This is a genomic window from Nocardioides sp. LMS-CY (assembly GCF_018732145.1).
GTDB classification, from domain to species: Bacteria; Actinomycetota; Actinomycetes; order Propionibacteriales; family Nocardioidaceae; genus Nocardioides; species Nocardioides soli.
In genome coordinates this window covers 1492811-1508346 of record NZ_CP076104.1, presented here as the reverse complement: position 1 = coordinate 1508346, position 15536 = coordinate 1492811, and the positions used below count along the sequence as shown (strand labels likewise).

At 71.7% G+C, this 15536-nt stretch carries 12 protein-coding genes and 1 pseudogene; 6 read left to right on the top strand and 7 right to left on the bottom strand.

Annotation, left to right across the window (positions count from 1 at the left end):
• Window positions 1–112 precede the first annotated feature (112 nt).
• Window positions 113–1150, top strand: a complete 1038-nt coding sequence (locus KM427_RS07160; RefSeq protein WP_215526773.1) for a CARDB domain-containing protein — start codon at window positions 113–115, stop codon at window positions 1148–1150.
• A 195-nt stretch (window positions 1151–1345) separates the two neighbouring features.
• Here the strand turns inward: KM427_RS07160 and ileS are convergent, their stop codons facing one another.
• Window positions 1346–4552, bottom strand: a complete 3207-nt coding sequence (gene ileS / locus KM427_RS07155; protein WP_215526772.1) for an isoleucine--tRNA ligase — start codon at window positions 4550–4552, stop codon at window positions 1346–1348.
• A gap of 312 nt (window positions 4553–4864) precedes the next feature.
• Between ileS and KM427_RS07150 the strand changes: the two are divergent.
• A pseudogene (locus tag KM427_RS07150) lies at window positions 4865–5388 on the top strand (DinB family protein).
• Between the two features lies 1 nt (window position 5389).
• Here the strand turns inward: KM427_RS07150 and KM427_RS07145 are convergent.
• On the bottom strand, window positions 5390–6370 hold the full coding sequence (locus KM427_RS07145; protein WP_215526771.1) for an ABC transporter substrate-binding protein: 981 nt from the start codon (window positions 6368–6370) through the stop codon (window positions 5390–5392).
• A gap of 86 nt (window positions 6371–6456) precedes the next feature.
• Here KM427_RS07145 and dapD point away from each other — a divergent pair, with 86 nt between their 5' ends.
• From dapD to KM427_RS07130, 3 genes are all read left to right on the top strand, one after another.
• Entirely contained in the window at window positions 6457–7440 is a 984-nt protein-coding gene (gene dapD, locus KM427_RS07140; protein ID WP_215526770.1) for a 2,3,4,5-tetrahydropyridine-2,6-dicarboxylate N-succinyltransferase, read from the top strand.
• Between the two features lie 88 nt (window positions 7441–7528).
• Window positions 7529–8491 carry a VldE C-terminal domain-containing protein gene (locus KM427_RS07135; RefSeq protein ID WP_215526769.1) on the top strand — a complete coding sequence of 321 codons (963 nt, stop codon included), beginning with the start codon at window positions 7529–7531 and terminating at the stop codon, window positions 8489–8491.
• 105 nt (window positions 8492–8596) lie between these two features.
• A complete protein-coding gene (locus KM427_RS07130) occupies window positions 8597–9775 on the top strand; it encodes a glycoside hydrolase family 5 protein (protein WP_215526768.1) in 1179 nt (392 codons plus the stop codon).
• A gap of 13 nt (window positions 9776–9788) precedes the next feature.
• On the opposite strand, the gene dapC is transcribed toward KM427_RS07130, so the two are convergent.
• Window positions 9789–10901, bottom strand: a complete 1113-nt coding sequence (dapC, locus tag KM427_RS07125; RefSeq protein ID WP_215526767.1) for a succinyldiaminopimelate transaminase — start codon at window positions 10899–10901, stop codon at window positions 9789–9791.
• A gap of 7 nt (window positions 10902–10908) precedes the next feature.
• Window positions 10909–11235, bottom strand: a complete 327-nt coding sequence (gene fdxA / locus KM427_RS07120; RefSeq protein WP_181645430.1) for a ferredoxin — start codon at window positions 11233–11235, stop codon at window positions 10909–10911.
• Window positions 11236–11292: 57 nt separating this feature from the next.
• Here fdxA and KM427_RS07115 point away from each other — a divergent pair, with 57 nt between their 5' ends.
• On the top strand, window positions 11293–12267 hold the full coding sequence (locus KM427_RS07115; RefSeq protein ID WP_215526766.1) for a GNAT family N-acetyltransferase: 975 nt from the start codon (window positions 11293–11295) through the stop codon (window positions 12265–12267).
• A 223-nt stretch (window positions 12268–12490) separates the two neighbouring features.
• On the opposite strand, the gene KM427_RS07110 is transcribed toward KM427_RS07115, so the two are convergent.
• From KM427_RS07110 to mshB, 3 genes are read right to left on the bottom strand one after another with little or no spacing between them, the layout of a single operon-like run.
• Window positions 12491–14230, bottom strand: coding sequence for a VanW family protein (locus KM427_RS07110; RefSeq protein ID WP_215526765.1), 1740 nt, complete (start codon window positions 14228–14230; stop codon window positions 12491–12493).
• Window positions 14231–14240: 10 nt separating this feature from the next.
• Window positions 14241–14573 (bottom strand): DUF6113 family protein, encoded by a 333-nt coding sequence (locus KM427_RS07105; RefSeq protein WP_183591234.1) that lies wholly within the window; start codon window positions 14571–14573, stop codon window positions 14241–14243.
• A gap of 6 nt (window positions 14574–14579) precedes the next feature.
• Window positions 14580–15512, bottom strand: coding sequence for an N-acetyl-1-D-myo-inositol-2-amino-2-deoxy-alpha-D-glucopyranoside deacetylase (gene mshB, locus KM427_RS07100; RefSeq protein WP_215526764.1), 933 nt, complete (start codon window positions 15510–15512; stop codon window positions 14580–14582).
• Window positions 15513–15536 lie beyond the last annotated feature (24 nt).

The following is a 15536-nucleotide window of genomic DNA, read 5'->3' as shown; positions in this document are numbered from 1 at the left end:
GGCCCGGGCCCGGGCTCGTCGTCCCGGCACACCGGGACGACGAGCCCTGCCGCCCGGGTCGGCCGGTGCGGCATCGTCGGCCCGCCCAGGCTCAACGGCAGGAGAGGACGAGATGATGCAGGCTCGACGTACGGCGGCGCTGGCCGCGGCCACGGTGCTCGGCGCGTCACTGATGACGGTCGGAACCGGCCCGGGCGCGGCTGCGGCCGGCAAGCGTGCGGACCTGGTCGTCGCCTCGGTGGGCAAGCCCCCGACGACGGTGAAGCACGGCAGCTCGTTCAACCTCGGCGCCACCGTGGCCAACAAGGGCCGAGGGGCCGCGAAGCCGAGCTCGCTGCGCTTCTACCTCTCCCGGGACCGCACCCGGAGCGCCGACGACATCACCGGCGGCACCGTCGCCGTGAAGAAGGTCAAGCCCCGCAAGAAGAAGACCGTGAGTGGCAAGGTGAACGTGCCCTGGGAGGCCAGCGGGAAGTACTGGGTGATCGCCTGCGCCGACGCGACCAGGAAGGTCAAGGAGACCAAGGAGGGCAACAACTGCCGGGTCTCGAAGACCCAGGTGGACGTCGACGCCGACCTGCACGCGGACCTGACCGGCCAGCTCACCTTCCTCGATGAGGGGCAGCGGTCCGACCCGACCACCGGCCGGGTCGAGACCTGGCGGCGCACGGCGTCCGCCTCGATCTCGATCGCCATCGACGGTGCCCCGGGCGACCCGACGTTCGCCAGCACCGGCAGCACCTACGAGCGCGCTGGCTCGCTGACCGCCCACGAGGAGTCGGACAGCTGCGTCCAGGACCGGGAGCGCAAGGAGACCGGCGGCGGGACGCTGAAGTACGCCGGCGACCGCTTCAACGACGACATCAACGGTCGCTTCACGCGCACCGACCTGAGCGGCCTGCGGATCGGCCTGTTCATGCGCGCCGGCTGGACCGACACCACGACCCAGACCGGCCAGGGCGAGTACCCGTGCGACTCGTTCACCAAGACCACGCAGGGCATCGGGCTCGACGTCAGCGACATCGAGCTCACCGAGGTCTCGGTGACCGCCCAGGCGATCACCTACCGCGTCGTCGGCTGGGTGGCCGAGCAGAACACCACGTCCGACTGGGACAAGGTCGAGGGCACCCTGACGCTGACGCTGCGCTGAGGTGGTTTCGAAGCGTCTCAGGCGCTGGCGCGCCTTCGCACCTCAACCGCCGTGCGCACCCTCGACACCGTGGAAGCGCAGGCGCTTGCGCTGAGGTGGTTTCGAGGCTCAGGCGCTGGCGCGCCTTCACACCTCAACCACCGTGCGCACACCTCGACCACCGTGAAGCCTTCGCGGTGGTCGAGGTGCGCACGGCTACTGCTTGACCACCCCGACGGTGGCCTTCTCGCCGTCGCCGACGGTGACCTCGGCGCCGTCGGCCGCGGCGACCACGGCGTACGACGTCGCGAGGGTCTCCGCGGCGATCAGCTGCTCGTGGGCGCGGGCGGCGGCCTGCACGGCCGCGCCGCCGCCGATGGTGAGCGCGATCCGGTCGGAGACCTCCAGGCCCGCGTCGCGACGGGCCTGCTGGATGGCGCGCACCAGGTCGCGGGCCAGGCCCTCCTCGGCGAGCTCCGGGGTGACCTCGGTGTCGAGCACGACGAACCCGCCGCTGCGCAGCACGCCCGTCGCCGAGCCCTCGTCGGTGGCACCGGCGACGGTCTCCAGGGTGTACTCGCCCTCCTGGAGCACCAGCCCGCCGGCGGTGACGGTGCCGTCGTCGGCGACCGACCAGTCGCCGGACTTCGAGCCCTTGATCGCCGCCTGCACGTCCTTGCCGAGCCTCGGGCCGGCCGCGCGGGCGTTGACGGTGAGCTTCTGCTCGACGCCGTACGACGCCGCCTCGTCGGACTCCACGGCGAGCAGCCGCACGGCCTTGACGTTGACCTCGTCGCGGACGATCGCCTCGAAGCCCTCCAGTGCGGCCGGGTCGGTGACGACCACGGTCAGCGAGCCGAGTGGCAGGCGGTTGCGCAGGTTGCGGGCCTTGCGGAGCGCGGAGGCCGCCGAGCAGACCTCGCGGACCGTGTCCATCGCGGCGACCAGCGCCCTGTCCTCGGGACCGGCCGGCAGCTCGTCGGCCAGCGGCCAGTCGGCCAGGTGCACCGAGCGGCCACCGGTCAGGCCGCGCCAGACCTCCTCGGTCGTCAGCGGCAGCAGCGGAGCGGTCGCCCGGCAGACGGTCTCGAGCACCGTGTAGAGGGTGTCGAACGCCGCCGGGTTGTCGCCCCAGAAGCGGTCGCGGGAGCGCCGGATGTACCAGTTCGTCAGCACGTCGAGGAACGACCGGGTGGCGTCACAGGCGTCCGCCACGGCGTACGCGTCGAGCGCCGCGGTCATCTCGGCCGTGAAGTCGCGGCACTTCGCGAGCAGGTAACGGTCCAACGGATCGGTCGACTCCGTGGATCGCTTCGCCTCGTAGGAGGAGGCGTTGGCGTAGAGCTGGAAGAAGTACCAGCTGTTCCAGAGCGGGATCAGCACCTGGCGCACCGAGTCGCGGATGCCCTGCTCGGTGACGATCAGGTTGCCGCCGCGCAGGATCGGCGACGACATCAGGAACCAGCGCATCGCGTCGGCGCCGTCGCGGTCGAAGACCTCGCGCACGTCGGGGTAGTTGCGCAGCGACTTCGACATCTTGTTGCCGTCGGAGCCGAGCACGATGCCGTGGCTGATGCAGTTCTCGAACGCCGGCTTGTCGAAGATCCCGCTGGCCAGGATGTGCAGCGTGTAGAACCAGCCGCGGGTCTGGCCGATGTACTCGACGATGAAGTCGGCCGGGAAGTGGTGGGTGAACCACTCCTCGTTCTCGAACGGCACGTGCACCTGGGCGAACGACATCGACCCGGAGTCGAACCACACGTCCAGGACGTCGGGGACGCGGCGCATCATCGACTGCCCCGTGGGGTCGTCGGGGTTCGGGCGCACCAGGTCGTCGACGTACGGGCGGTGCAGGTCGGGCTGACCGTCGCGGTCGCGCGGCAGCCGGCCGAAGTCGCGCTCGATCTCCTCGAAGGAGCCGTAGACGTCGAGGCGGGGGTACGCCGGGTCGTCGCTCTTCCACACCGGCACCGGGGAGCCCCAGAAGCGGTTGCGGGTGATCGACCAGTCGCGGGCGTTCTCGAGCCACTTGCCGAACTGGCCGTCCCTGATGTGCTCGGGCACCCAGTTGATCTGCTGGTTGAGCTCGAGCATCCGCTGCTTGAACGCGGTCACCTCGACGAACCACGACGAGACGCCCTTGTAGATCAGGGGTTCGCGGCAGCGCCAGCAGTGCGGGTAGCTGTGGTCGTAGGTCTCGCGACGCAGCAGCACCGTGCCCTCGGTGACCGAGCCGCCACCGTTCTTGAGGTGGTCGATGATCTGGAGGTTGGCGTCGAAGACCTGCAGGCCCTCGTAGTCGACGACAGGGAACGTGAAGCGGCCGTCCTTGCCGACCGGCATCACCGCCTCGATGCCCTCGCGGTCGGTGACGACCTTGTCGTCCTCACCGAAGGCGCCGGCGGTGTGCACGAGACCCGTACCGTCGGTGGTCGTCACGAACTCGGCCGGTACCACCCGGAAGGCACGCTCATGGCCGCGGTAGTAGGAGAACGGCGGGTCGTAGGTCAGCCCGACCAGCTCCGAGCCCCGGCCACGCCAGGTGACGGTCGGCTCGTCGCCCAGCTCGCGGGCGTACGACGCGAGGCGCGCCTCGGCGAGGAGGTAGCGGGTGCCCTCGACATCGATGACGACGTAGTCGATGTCGTCGCCGACCATCACCGCGAGGTTGCTCGGCAGCGTCCACGGAGTGGTCGTCCAGACGAGCAGCTTCACGCCCTGGAACGGGCCCTCCGTGGTGACGTCGTACCCGACCGTGACCGCGGGGTCCTGCCGCATCTGGTAGACGTCGTCGTCCATCCGCAGCTCGTGGTTGGACAGCGGCGTCTCGTCGTTCCAGCAGTAGGGCAGCACGCGGAAGCCCTCGTAGACCCAGCCCTTGTCGTGGAGCTGCTTGAAGGCCCAGATCACCGACTCCATGTAGTCGGCGTTCATGGTGCGGTAGTCGTTGTCGAAGTCGACCCAGCGCGCCTGGCGGGTGACGTACTCGCGCCACTCCCCGGTGTACTTCATCACCGAGGCCCGGCAGGCCTCGTTGAACTTCTCGATGCCCAGCTCGAGGATCTCGTCGGTGGTCTTGATGCCGTTGAGGCGCATCGCCTCGAGCTCGGCGGGCAGGCCGTGGGTGTCCCAGCCGAACCGCCGCTCGACCCGCTTGCCGCGCATCGTCTGGTAGCGCGGGATCAGGTCCTTGACGTAGCCGGTGAGGAGGTGGCCGTAGTGCGGAAGCCCGTTGGCGAACGGCGGCCCGTCGTAGAAGACGAACTCGTTGCCGCCGTTCTCGCCCGCGTCGCGCTGGTCGACGCTCGCCTGGAAGGTGCCGTCGGCCTCCCAGTAGGCAAGGATCCGCTCCTCGATCTCGGGGAACCTCGGGCTCGACGGGACGGCGCTCCACTCGTCCGATGAGACCTTCGGGTAGGTCATAGGCGGCTTCTCCTGCGGTGTCGGTCAACTCGGGGCTGTGCCACGAGGACGATCTGACGACCGCGGTACCACCTCGCTTGCCGCCTCCCCGCGTGCTGCGGGGTGACGGCCGCTTCGTTCACGGCTGTGACGGGCCTACCCGTCCGGTTCTAGTGGGTCGAACCCCTCATCCGCGGATGAGGAGTCTGGCCGTTCTTCCGGAGGCTCGCCGCTGATGACGGCTCGGACGCCTGTCCGGCAAGCGTACGGCGTGGGCTCGGCGCCCCGCCAATCGGATTGCCGGATGACGGCGGGGGTGATCGAGTGGGGATCATGACCGACCACCAGCGCATCGACCGTCGCGACTACCGATCGACCCATGGCGAGCGGGACACCGTGCTCACCTACCTGCGCAACTACCGCATCACGTTCGAGATGAAGTGCGAGGGACTGGACGCCGAGCAGCTCGCCCGGCGCGCCGTACCCCCGTCGACGCTGTCGCTGCTCGGGCTGATCCGGCACCTCGCGAAGGTGGAGCACAGCTGGAACCGGCGGGTGCTGCAGGAGAACATGGGCCTGCCGCGGCTCTACTGGTCCGACGACCGGCCCGACGTCGACTTCGACGAGGCCGTGGCGGACGACGCCGTCGTCACCGAGGCGTGGGAGTCGTGGCGCCGCGAGGTGGCCGACGCGGACGCCTGGCTGGCCGCGGAGGAGGACTGGGCCGCGAGGTGCCGGTGCACGGCGAGCTCACCGAGGTGCGCGACATCGCGGTGCACCTGGTCGAGGAGTACGCCCGGCACTGCGGGCACGCGGACCTGCTCCGCGAGTGCATCGACGGGCGCACCGGCCAGTGACTCAGGACGCGGCCGCCTTCTCCAGGTAGGGGCGCAGCCGGTCGAGCGAGTGGGAGATCGAGAGCGGCGTCGGCGTGTTGAGGCCCACGATCGTCGGGTAGTCGAGCACGGCGACGGTGCCCGGGAGCCGGTCGAAGCCCGCGATGTCGGCGAGGTCGCTCTCGTCGCCGCCGTTGACCAGGAACGCGAGCAGGTCGGCTCGCAACAGGTCGGACCGCTCGGTGCTCACCTGGATCCGGGCGTCCCCGGTCTTCTCGCCCTGCGCGCGGACACCCGGCTCCATGGTCATGCCGAGCTGCTGGAAGAGCACGCTGGAGCCGTCGTTCTCGTCCGCGACGATGTAGAGCGAGTCGCCGACGACGTACTGCGCCAGGGCGAACGTCCGGCCGGCGAGCCCCGGCAGGTCCGCGGCCGTCCGGGCGACCTCGCCGTCGACGCCGCTGATCACCGAGACGGCGTCGTCCGGGCGGTGCAGGACCTCCCCCGCCAGCGTCACCAGGTCCTGCCACGGCTGGACCTGCGCCTCGTCGAGGTTCGGGATCGTCGGCGCGATCGCCGAGAGCAGCTCGAAGGTGCGCTTGTCGGCGATGGAGAACGAGCCGACGATCAGGTCCGGCTCCAGCGCGGCGATCGTCTCGATCGGCACGCCGTCGGTCACCTCGAACGCCTCGGCGCCCTCGGGGAGCTCCTGCCAGGGCGCCGTGGAGTCGGGCATGTAGCTGTCGAGGCTGTAGCCGACCGGCTCGACCCCCATCGCGAGCATGGTGTCGGTCCACTGCACGTCGATCGTCACGATCCGCTCCGGTACGCCGTCCACCGCGGTCGAGCCGTAGACGTGCTCGACCACGACCGGCTCGCGCGGCGTACCGGCGGGGCCGCCGGCGGCCCCGCCCGCTCCCCCCTGCTCGGCGTCGGAGCCGCAGGCGACGAGCGCGAACGGAAGGATCAGCAGCGAGGCGAGGTGCGCGAGACGTCGGTTCATGGAAGGTTAGGCTAACCTAACTCATTCTGGCTCGCGCCTCGGCCCGGGGAACCGGGCGTCCAGCGGCGACCCTAGGGTTGGCTCCCGTGACCGCGACTCCGACGACTGCCTCGCCCACCGCCTCGACCGCTCCCTCGACCGCGTGGGGCTTCGGCCTCGCCACCATCGACGCCGCCGGGACCGTTCTCGACGTCTGGTTCCCCGCGCCCGTGCTGGGCGCGAAGCCGGCCGACGCGGTGCCGCCCGCGGAGCTGAGCGCGCTCCAGGGCACCGACACCGACCGCGGCGTCACCCGCGACGTGCTGCTCGTCGAGGTGGCCGACCTCCAGTCCGGGCCGACCAGCACCGAGGACGTCTGGCTCCGGCTGCACCTGCTCTCCGCGCGGCTGGTCACGCCCCACTCGGTCAACCTCGACGGCATCTTCGGCCTGCTCACCAACGTGGTCTGGACCAGCGCCGGGCCGTGCCCGGTCGAGGGCTTCGAGCTCACCCGGGCCCGACTCCGGGCCAACGGCCGACACCTGACCGTGCACGGGGTGGACAAGTTCCCGCGCATGGTCGACTACGTGCTGCCGTCCGGGGTGCGGATCGCCGACGCCGACCGGGTCCGCCTCGGTGCCCACCTCGCCGAGGGCACCACGGTGATGCACGAGGGCTTCGTCAACTACAACGCCGGCACCCTCGGCGCCTCGATGGTGGAGGGCCGGATCTCGGCCGGTGTCGTCGTCGGCGACGGCTCCGACGTCGGCGGCGGCGCGTCGATCATGGGCACGCTGTCGGGGGGCGGGACGCAGGTCATCTCGATCGGCCAGCGGTGCCTGCTCGGCGCCAACGCGGGCCTCGGCATCTCGCTCGGCGACGACTGCGTGGTCGAGGCGGGCTGCTACGTCACGGCCGGCACCAAGGTCACGATCAAGGACATGGACGGCAAGCCGCGGGTGGTCAAGGCCCTCGAGCTCTCGGGCGCCGACAACGTCCTCTTCCGCCGCAACTCCGTGACGGGCGCCGTCGAGGCGGTGCCGTGGAAGAGCGGCGGGATCGCGCTCAACGCCGCGCTGCACGCCAACTGACTCCCCGGATCGCCCGGACGCCCGGCACCGCGGCGTCCGGGCCCGTGTCCCGGCCGGGATCCTTGGCCCGCGACCGCACACTGGCTCCATGAGAATGCGCACGGGCTTGGCCCTGCTCGGCCTCGCCGCTGTCGGCGTCGCCGCGGCGGTCGGCTATGCCGTCGTGCAGCAGGTGACGCCGCTGTTCCAGCCCGATCAGTGCACGGCCACCGTCGGCGGCCGCACGGTCACGATCGACCCGGAGCAGGCCGAGAACGCCGCCCTGATCACCGCAGTCTCGATCGACCGCGGGATGCCCGCCCGCGCCGCCACGATCGCCCTGGCGACGGCGTACCAGGAGTCCAAGCTCTACAACCTGGAGTCCGGGGACCGCGACTCGCTCGGCCTCTTCCAGCAGCGTCCGTCGCAGGGCTGGGGCAGTCCCACCCAGATCCTCGACCCCTACTACTCCGCCAACGCCTTCTACGACGGGCTGGTGAAGGTCGACGGCTACGAGTCGATGCGGGTGACCGAGGCCGCCCAGCTCGTGCAGCGCTCGGCGTTCCCGGAGGCGTACGCCGACCACGAGGCCGACGCCCGGGTGCTCGCGTCGGCGCTGACCGGTAACTCCCCGCACGCGTTCAGCTGCCGGATCGGCGACGAGCCGACGGCGGGATCGGCGAAGCTGCGGCCCTCCGGGCTGACCCGGCGCGCCGACCTCGTCCGCCGCGAGGTCGCGGCCGTGTTCGCCGACCCGCCGGTCGGCGGCTTCGCCCCCGGCGGCGTCTCGACCGGGCACATGGAGGGATCCGCCCACTACGACGGCCGTGCGGTCGACGTCTTCGTGCGGCCGATCAGCGCGCAGAACCGGATCCGCGGGTGGGCGATCGCGCACTACCTGGTCGCCCAGGCCGAGCGGCTGCAGATCAAGACGGTGATCTTCGACGGCCGGATCTGGTCCGCCGGCAGCCGGTCCGGCGACGGCTGGCGCGCCTACGACCCGCCCGCCCGGTCCGGCGATCGGGCGATCCTGGAGCATCGCGACCACGTGCACGTCGACGTCTTCGGCTGATCCGGCCGGACCGACCCGCGGCAACGGGAGTCGAAAGACCCTTCTCCAGACATCACCTGTCCGTATTTCCTTGGTCCGACCGTCACCGAAGGAAGAGGAGACCAGGTGCGCCGTCGTAGGACGATGACGCTCATCGGCGTGGCCGTGGTGCTGAGCATCGCACTGGCGGCCGCCATCGAGGGAGCGCCGACGGCGACCCGAGGCCCGCTCTCGGCGCTGCGGGCCACGCTCGCCCGACCGGGAGCGCCCGACGTCGTGGTGGAGGGCAACCGGCTCGTCGACACCCGGACCGGCGAGGAGTTCGTCCCTCGTGGCGTGAACGTGCCCGGCTTCGAGTACGCCTGCGCCCAGGGCTGGGGCAGCTCGGAGCACGCCGGCTGGCTGTCGGCGATCGAGGTCGGCCGCGAGCTGCGCGCCTGGAACGTGAACACGGTGCGGATCCCGCTCAACCTCGACTGCTGGCTCGGCAGCCGGGACGCACCGGTCAACGGCGGCCTGCTGACCCGCAACCGCTGGGCCTACCGCGCCGCGGTGCGCACCTTCGTCGACAGCCTCCGCGGCGCCGGTCTGGTGACGATCCTGGACCTGCACAGCCGCAAGCGGCGGACGGCCTCCGACTTCGGCATGCAGGCGGCACTCGACGCGGACGGGCTGACCTTCTGGCGCTCGGTCGCCAGCGAGTACAAGGACGTGCGCGGCGTGATGTTCGACGTCCTCAACGAACCGCACTCCCGCTACGACGAGGCGAGGGGTGCGTGGGCGTTCGACCTGACCTGGGAGTGCTGGCGGGCCGGCGGTTGCGCGGCCCCGATGGAGACCGACCGCAACCCCTCCCTGAGCGGCGAGACCTACCCGGTGGTGGGGATGGCGCGCGCCGTCCAGGTCATCCGAAGCACCGGTGCCAGGCAGCCGATCGTGCTCGGCGGACTCGACTGGGCCAACGACCTGAGGGGCTGGCTGAGCCACCGGCCCGACGACGACCAGTTGGTCGCGTCCGCCCACCTCTACGACTTCAAGCGCTGCAGCACCGCGGCGTGCTTCGACGACGAACTCGCTCCGGTGGCCGCCGCCGTGCCGCTCCTGATCGGCGAGGTCGGCGAGGCGGACGGCGACACGGCCTTCCTCACCTCGGTGATCGACTGGGCCGACGCCCACGAGGTCGGCTACCTCGCCTGGGCCTGGCTGGACAACCCCGAGGACCAGTGGTCGCTGCTGACCGCGGACGGGCGGCCCGCGCAGCCCGTCGGGCAACTGCTCAAGGACCGGCTGGCGGCCTATGACTAGATGAGCTCGAGGGTCAGGTCAGGCGGGCGACGGCGGCGTCGACCCGCTCGTCGGTGGCGGTGAAGGCCACTCGCACGTGCCGGCCGCCGGCGCGGCCGTAGAAGTCGCCGGGGGCGACCAGGATGCCGCGCCCGGCGAGCCAGGAGACGGTCGACCAGCAGTCCTCGTCGCCGCCGTCGAGCGCGCGGCTCGCCCACAGGTAGAGCGACGCCTCGGAGTGGTCGATCCGGAAGCCGGCCGACTCCAGCGCCTCGCGCAGCTTGGCGCGGCGGGCGGCGTAGCGGGCGTGCTGCTCCACGACGTGGGCGTCGTCGTCCAGCGCCGCGGCCATCGCGACCTGCTGGGGGCCCGGCATGATCAGCCCGAGGTTCCGGCGCACCTCGAGCAGCTCGGCGACCAGCGCCGGGTCGCCGGCGACGAACGCGCAGCGGTAGCCGGCCAGGTTGGAGCGCTTCGAGAGCGAGTGCACCGCCAGGATGCCGTCGTGAGATCCCCCGCAGACGTCGGGATGGAGCACCGACGTCGGGGTCGCCTCCCAGGCGCACTCGATGTAGCACTCGTCGGAGACCAGGATCGTGCCGCGCTCACGGCACCAGTCGACGACCTTCCGGAGGTGCTCCGGCGGCAGCACCCGTCCGGTCGGGTTGGACGGCGAGTTGAGCCACAGCAGGGCGGGCGCCTGCGGACCCAGCGAGACCAGCGAGTCGGTGGCGACACCGCGGGCGCCGGCGAGCGCCGCGCCCACCTCGTACGTCGGGTAGGCCAGCTCGGGCCACACGACGAGGTCGCCCGAGCCGACACCGAGTTGGGAGGGCAGCGTCGCGACCAGCTCCTTGGAGCCGATCGTCGGCAGCACGCCGTCGAGGCCGAGGCCGGTCACGCCGTGCCGGCGCGCCAGCCAGTCGGCGGCCGCCTGCCGGACGGCGGGGATGCCGATCGTCAGCGGGTAGCCCGGGGAGTCGGCGGCGGCGCGCAGCGCGTCCTGGACCACGGCCGGCGTCGGATCGACCGGCGTGCCGATCGAGAGGTCGACCAGCCCGTCGGGGTGCCCGGCCGCGCGCTCGCGGTGCTCGACCAGGCGGTCCCAGGGGAAGTCCGGCAGCCGCGCGGAGACCGTACCGGTCACCGGGAGATCAGTGGTCCTGGTTCTGCGGCGGCAGCTCGGCGATCATCGGGTGGTCGTGGTCGATCTCACCCATCTTGGCCGCGCCGCCCGGGGAGCCGAGGTCGTCGAAGAAGTGGACGTTGGCGTCGTAGTAGCCCTTCCACTCCTCCGGCGTGTCGTCCTCGTAGAAGATCGCCTCGACCGGGCAGACCGGCTCACAGGCACCGCAGTCGACGCACTCGTCGGGGTGGATGTAGAGCATCCGCTTGCCCTCGTAGATGCAGTCGACGGGGCACTCGTCGACACATGCCCGGTCCTTGACGTCGACGCACGGCTGGGAGATGACGTAGGTCACCGATTCCTCCTGATACTCACGAGAGCAGGTGCTCTGTCACAGCCTAATATCCCGGGGGTGTCCGAGTCGGCAGACCCCCAGCATGTGAGCCATCACCTTCGCCAGCACGGCCTCGGCCCCCAGGTCGTGGGCCAGCGGGTGGTGGTCCGCAGGCTGGTGCGCGGCGAGACCGGCCCGAGCGGAGGCCCGGCGTTCACCGACGTGCTGGGCATCTGCCTCGCCTGGGGTGACGGCCGCTGCGTGGTGCAGCCGGCCGAAGGCCCGGCCGTGACGATCGCGCTGGCCGACATCGTGTCCGGCAAGCCGGTGCCGCCGCGGCCCCCGGTCCGGCACCGGATCGCCCCGGCCCAGGCCCAGCGGCGCGGCTTCGCGCTCTTCCCCGGCATGCACGCCGAGCCGCTCGGCGACTGGGTGCTGCGGCACACGCCCGGGTCCGGTGCCCGGCGGGCCAACTCGGTGCTCGCCTTCGGTCCGGCCAACGTCCAGGACGCCCACGACCGGGTGAGCGCGTTCTACGCCCAGCATGGGGCTCGCCCCGTCGCCGCGGTGCTGCCGGACTCCGCCGAGGAGGAGTCGTTCCGCGCGCGCGGCTGGGTGGCCGAGAGCGGCGACGCCGACACGCTCTTCCAGATGGCGGGCGTCGCCACGGTCCGGCGGGCGTTGGGCTCGCGGCGGGCGCCGGCGAGCCCGCCGGCCGAGTACGACGAGGACGGGGACCTGGTCATCGCCCGGATCGGCGACCACGCCCGAGGCGTCGCGGCGTACGCCGACGACTGGGTGGGCTTCCGCGGCATCGAGGTCGACCCCGCGCACCGGCGTCGGGGCCTCGCGCTCGCCGTGATGGCGGCGCTGCTCGGGTGGGGTGCCGAGCGCGGCGCGACCACGGCGTACCTCCAGGTGCTCGGCAACAACGCGGCGGCGGTCGGGCTCTACGAGGGCCTCGGCTTCGTCACCCATCACGCCTACCGCTACCTCGCGCCGGCGCCGGCGCCGGCGCCCGTCGTAGCATCGGATCGGCGCCCCGAGGCCTGACGAACCTCCCGCGAGCCGGCGGAGATCCGGGTGCCCGCGCGTGCGGCGTACCGACGAGAGGTCGACGATCCGTCGGCGAAGGTGTGGTGGCACCGCGACGTAGCCCCCGCCCACACCTCCAGGGCTTCCGCCACCTGGAGCCGTAGGCCGACCCCGGGACGTCATACGGACAGTGCGTCCCCTTGCTCGGAACGTATGACGTCCCGGGGTGGCCCGGAGCGGCTCAGGCGCCGTCCGGCTTCGGCTTCTTGCAGACCACCGTGTCGGACGGGGTGTAGCTGGTGTGGAACTTCTCGGTCTTCGCGACCTCGTCGCTGCCGGGCTCGTGGAAGTAGCGCCACACGTCGACGTCGAAGCCGGAGTAGCCGGTGTTGGCATAGCAGTCCGGCGTGGTGAGGGTGCGGGTCGCGGGGGCCCGGTAGTTGTACCGGTCGGAGGTCTTGGTCGTGATGTCCCAGGTCTTCGTCGAGTACATCGACACGGTCACGACGCCCTGCGAGGACGACGTGGCCGGCTGCACCGTCGCGTGCACGAGCACGCCGTACGGCGTGTCATTCTCGAAGCGCAGGTCGACCGCGCCCCAGGCGACGGTCGCCTCGCGTCCGACCGGGTAGCGGTCGATGTAGAAGGAGTGCGGCTTGTGCTCGATGTCCTTGAGGCCCGCGAAGAACATCGCGTTGAAGGTCGTGGTGGCCATCTGCGAGACGCCGCCGCCGAGGTCCTCCTTGAAGATCCCGTCGCTGATGATGAAGCCCTCCGTGAAGCCGTTCTCGCGGGTGCGCTCGCCGACGATGTCGTTGAGGGAGAACACCTCGCCCGGCTTGAGCACGGTGCCGTCGACGATCGCGGCGGCGCGGCCGATGTTCACGTTGCGGTACTCCGCGTAGGGGTAGTACGTCGTGAACGACGAGACCCGCTCCTTGATCCGCAGCGCCTTCGCGTCCGCGGTCGTGAACTCGGGCTCGACGACCGTGGCCTCGACCTCCATCTGCCGCTCGTCGCCTTCGCGGGTGACCAGCTGCAGGAAGGCGCTGCCCACGTCGTCGGGGTCGTAGGCGACCCCCGGCTTCGCCGGCACCACCCTCGGCTTGCCGTTGACCAGCTCGACGGTGGCGTCGACCGGCTCGTCGGCGCTGACGCCATCGTCGACCAGCGCGGTCAGCTTCTTCGTCTTCAGGTCGGGCACCAGCGCGCCGCCCTCGGCCCTCATCCGCAGCGCGGCGGAGAACTGCTGCGGCCGCAGCTGGACGGGCGAGTCCCCGAAGACCAGCGTGACCGGCGCCGACATCGCCGGGTTGGCGAACGTGTCCAGCGCCTCCTGGACCGCGGCCTCGTCGATCTCTGGCTGCACCACCGTCGCGTCGAGCTCGACGACCTCGTCGTCCTCGGAGAGGTACGACGCGAGCACCCCGGCGCGCGCCTCGTCCGCGTCGAAGCCGGTGCCTGGGGCCGGGTCGGTGACCTTGATCTCGCCGCCCCGGAACCGGACCGCGCCGTCGGTCGGCGCGGTGCCCACCTCGTCGGCCAGTCCGTCGAGCGCAGCCTCGAAGGCCGCGTCGTCGACCGTGACCTCGACGCCCTGCTCGCCGCCCCCGGTCCAGTAGTTCCACAGCCGCCCCGGGGCCCAGCTCTTGCCGCCGCCGGACTCCGCGACGGTGGCGGCGTAGTCGACCTCGAGCCCGGCCTCGGTCGGGCTCAGCGTCGCCGTGCGGCCGTCGACGCTGACCGGGACCGGGCGCTCGACCCGGTCGGCGAGGCCGTCGCGCAGCGCCTGCTCGGCGTCGTCGGGGGTCATCCCCCCGATCTCGACGCCCTCGACGGTGGTGCCGCGCGGCACCTTGTCGCCGGCCGCGAGGTACGCCGCGGCGTACGCGCCACCCGCGAGCAGCAACAGACCCCCCAGCACCAGCAGCACGACCTTGCCGCCGGCGGAGTCGCGGGCGTTGGTCTTCGGCTTGCTCACGCGCGTGATCCTACGGAAGGGTCGCCGCTCGGCGCGGACGCGGGAGTGTGGCGAGGCCCACCACGAGCAGCAGCATGCCGAGGCCGAGCACGAGATAGCCCTGCCAGTCCTGGCTGATCAGGTAGTCGCCCTCGGGCCGGGGCACCGCCAGCCAGCCCACCATCGCGACCCAGCCGACGGCGAAGGCCAGCCGGCTCCACCAGCCCGCCGGCAGGGCGTACGCCGTCACCGCGGTGGCCGCCACCGCGAGCGCGAGTCCCCAGGTGAGGTCGTGGACCGCGATCGTCGCGACACCCGTGCCGGCACCGAGGAACAGCAGCCCCACGGCCGCAAGGAGCTTCACGGACCGTCAGTCGGTGGGGCGGGCGCTCAGGCCGGCGAAGAGGTCGGTCTCGAACCCGTGGGGGCCGAGCTCGCCGCGCTCCCCCTTGGCGATCCGGAAGAACTCGACGCCCATCGCCTCGGCGCCCACGTTGTTGGACAGCGCGAAGAACGGGCCGTCGGTGGTGATCTGGGTGGCGTGGGCGCGCAGCGCGGCCATCTTCTGGTCGAGGTACGCCGTGGCGTCGATCGCGGCCGCCAGGTTGTCGTCGGAGGTCGCGAAGCGCGGCAGCGGCCCGTCGGGGTCCATGCCCTCGAAGGTCGTGGTGTCCCCGGCCTCGCGCAGCGCCCGCAGGCCGGCCCGCAGGCGGCTCTCGGACATCGCGCCCCAGTAGATCCTGGGGATGTCCCAGGACTCCCCGAGGTCCTTGCGGTACGACGGCACCGCGGCCAGCTGCGCGGCGTACATCGCGACCCGGTGGGCCTGGATGTGGTCGGGGTGACCGTAGCCGCCGAACTCGTCGTAGGTGACCAGGACCTGGGGGCGCACCTCGCGGATGATCGTGACGAGGTGGTCGGCCGCCTCGGTGAGGTCGGCGTTCCAGAAGGCATTGGGGTGCTTCGCGATCACCTCGGGGTCGCCGATCGCGTGGCCGTCGGGGTGCCAGGCCATGCCGGAGTCGCGGTAGGTGCCGAAGCCCCCGAGGAAGCGGTGGTCGGTGACCCCCAGCGCGGCCATCGCGTCGGCCAGCTCACCGCGGCGGTGCTCGCCGAGCGTGTCGTCGCGGTCGGCGGCGAGGTGCTCGAGCTCGGGCACCAGGATCTCGCCCATCTCGCCGGCGGTGCAGGTCACCAGGGTGACCTGGCGACCCTCGGCGACGTACTTCGCCATCGTCGCGCCCTGGCCGATCGACTCGTCGTCGGGGTGGGCGTGCACGAGGAGGAGGCGCTGGTCATTCATGGCATCGATCCTAGGGAGGGGTGA

Bases quoted from the DNA above. Each gene is read 5' to 3' on its own strand.
- KM427_RS07160 (WP_215526773.1), top strand. From the start codon at position 113: ATGATGCAGGCTCGACGTACGGCGGCGCTGGCCGCGGCCACGGTGCTC.
- ileS (WP_215526772.1), bottom strand. From the start codon at position 4,552: ATGACCTACCCGAAGGTCTCATCGGACGAGTGGAGCGCCGTCCCGTCG.
- KM427_RS07145 (WP_215526771.1), bottom strand. From the start codon at position 6,370: ATGAACCGACGTCTCGCGCACCTCGCCTCGCTGCTGATCCTTCCGTTC.
- KM427_RS07135 (WP_215526769.1), top strand. From the start codon at position 7,529: ATGAGAATGCGCACGGGCTTGGCCCTGCTCGGCCTCGCCGCTGTCGGC.
- mshB (WP_215526764.1), bottom strand. From the start codon at position 15,512: ATGAATGACCAGCGCCTCCTCCTCGTGCACGCCCACCCCGACGACGAG.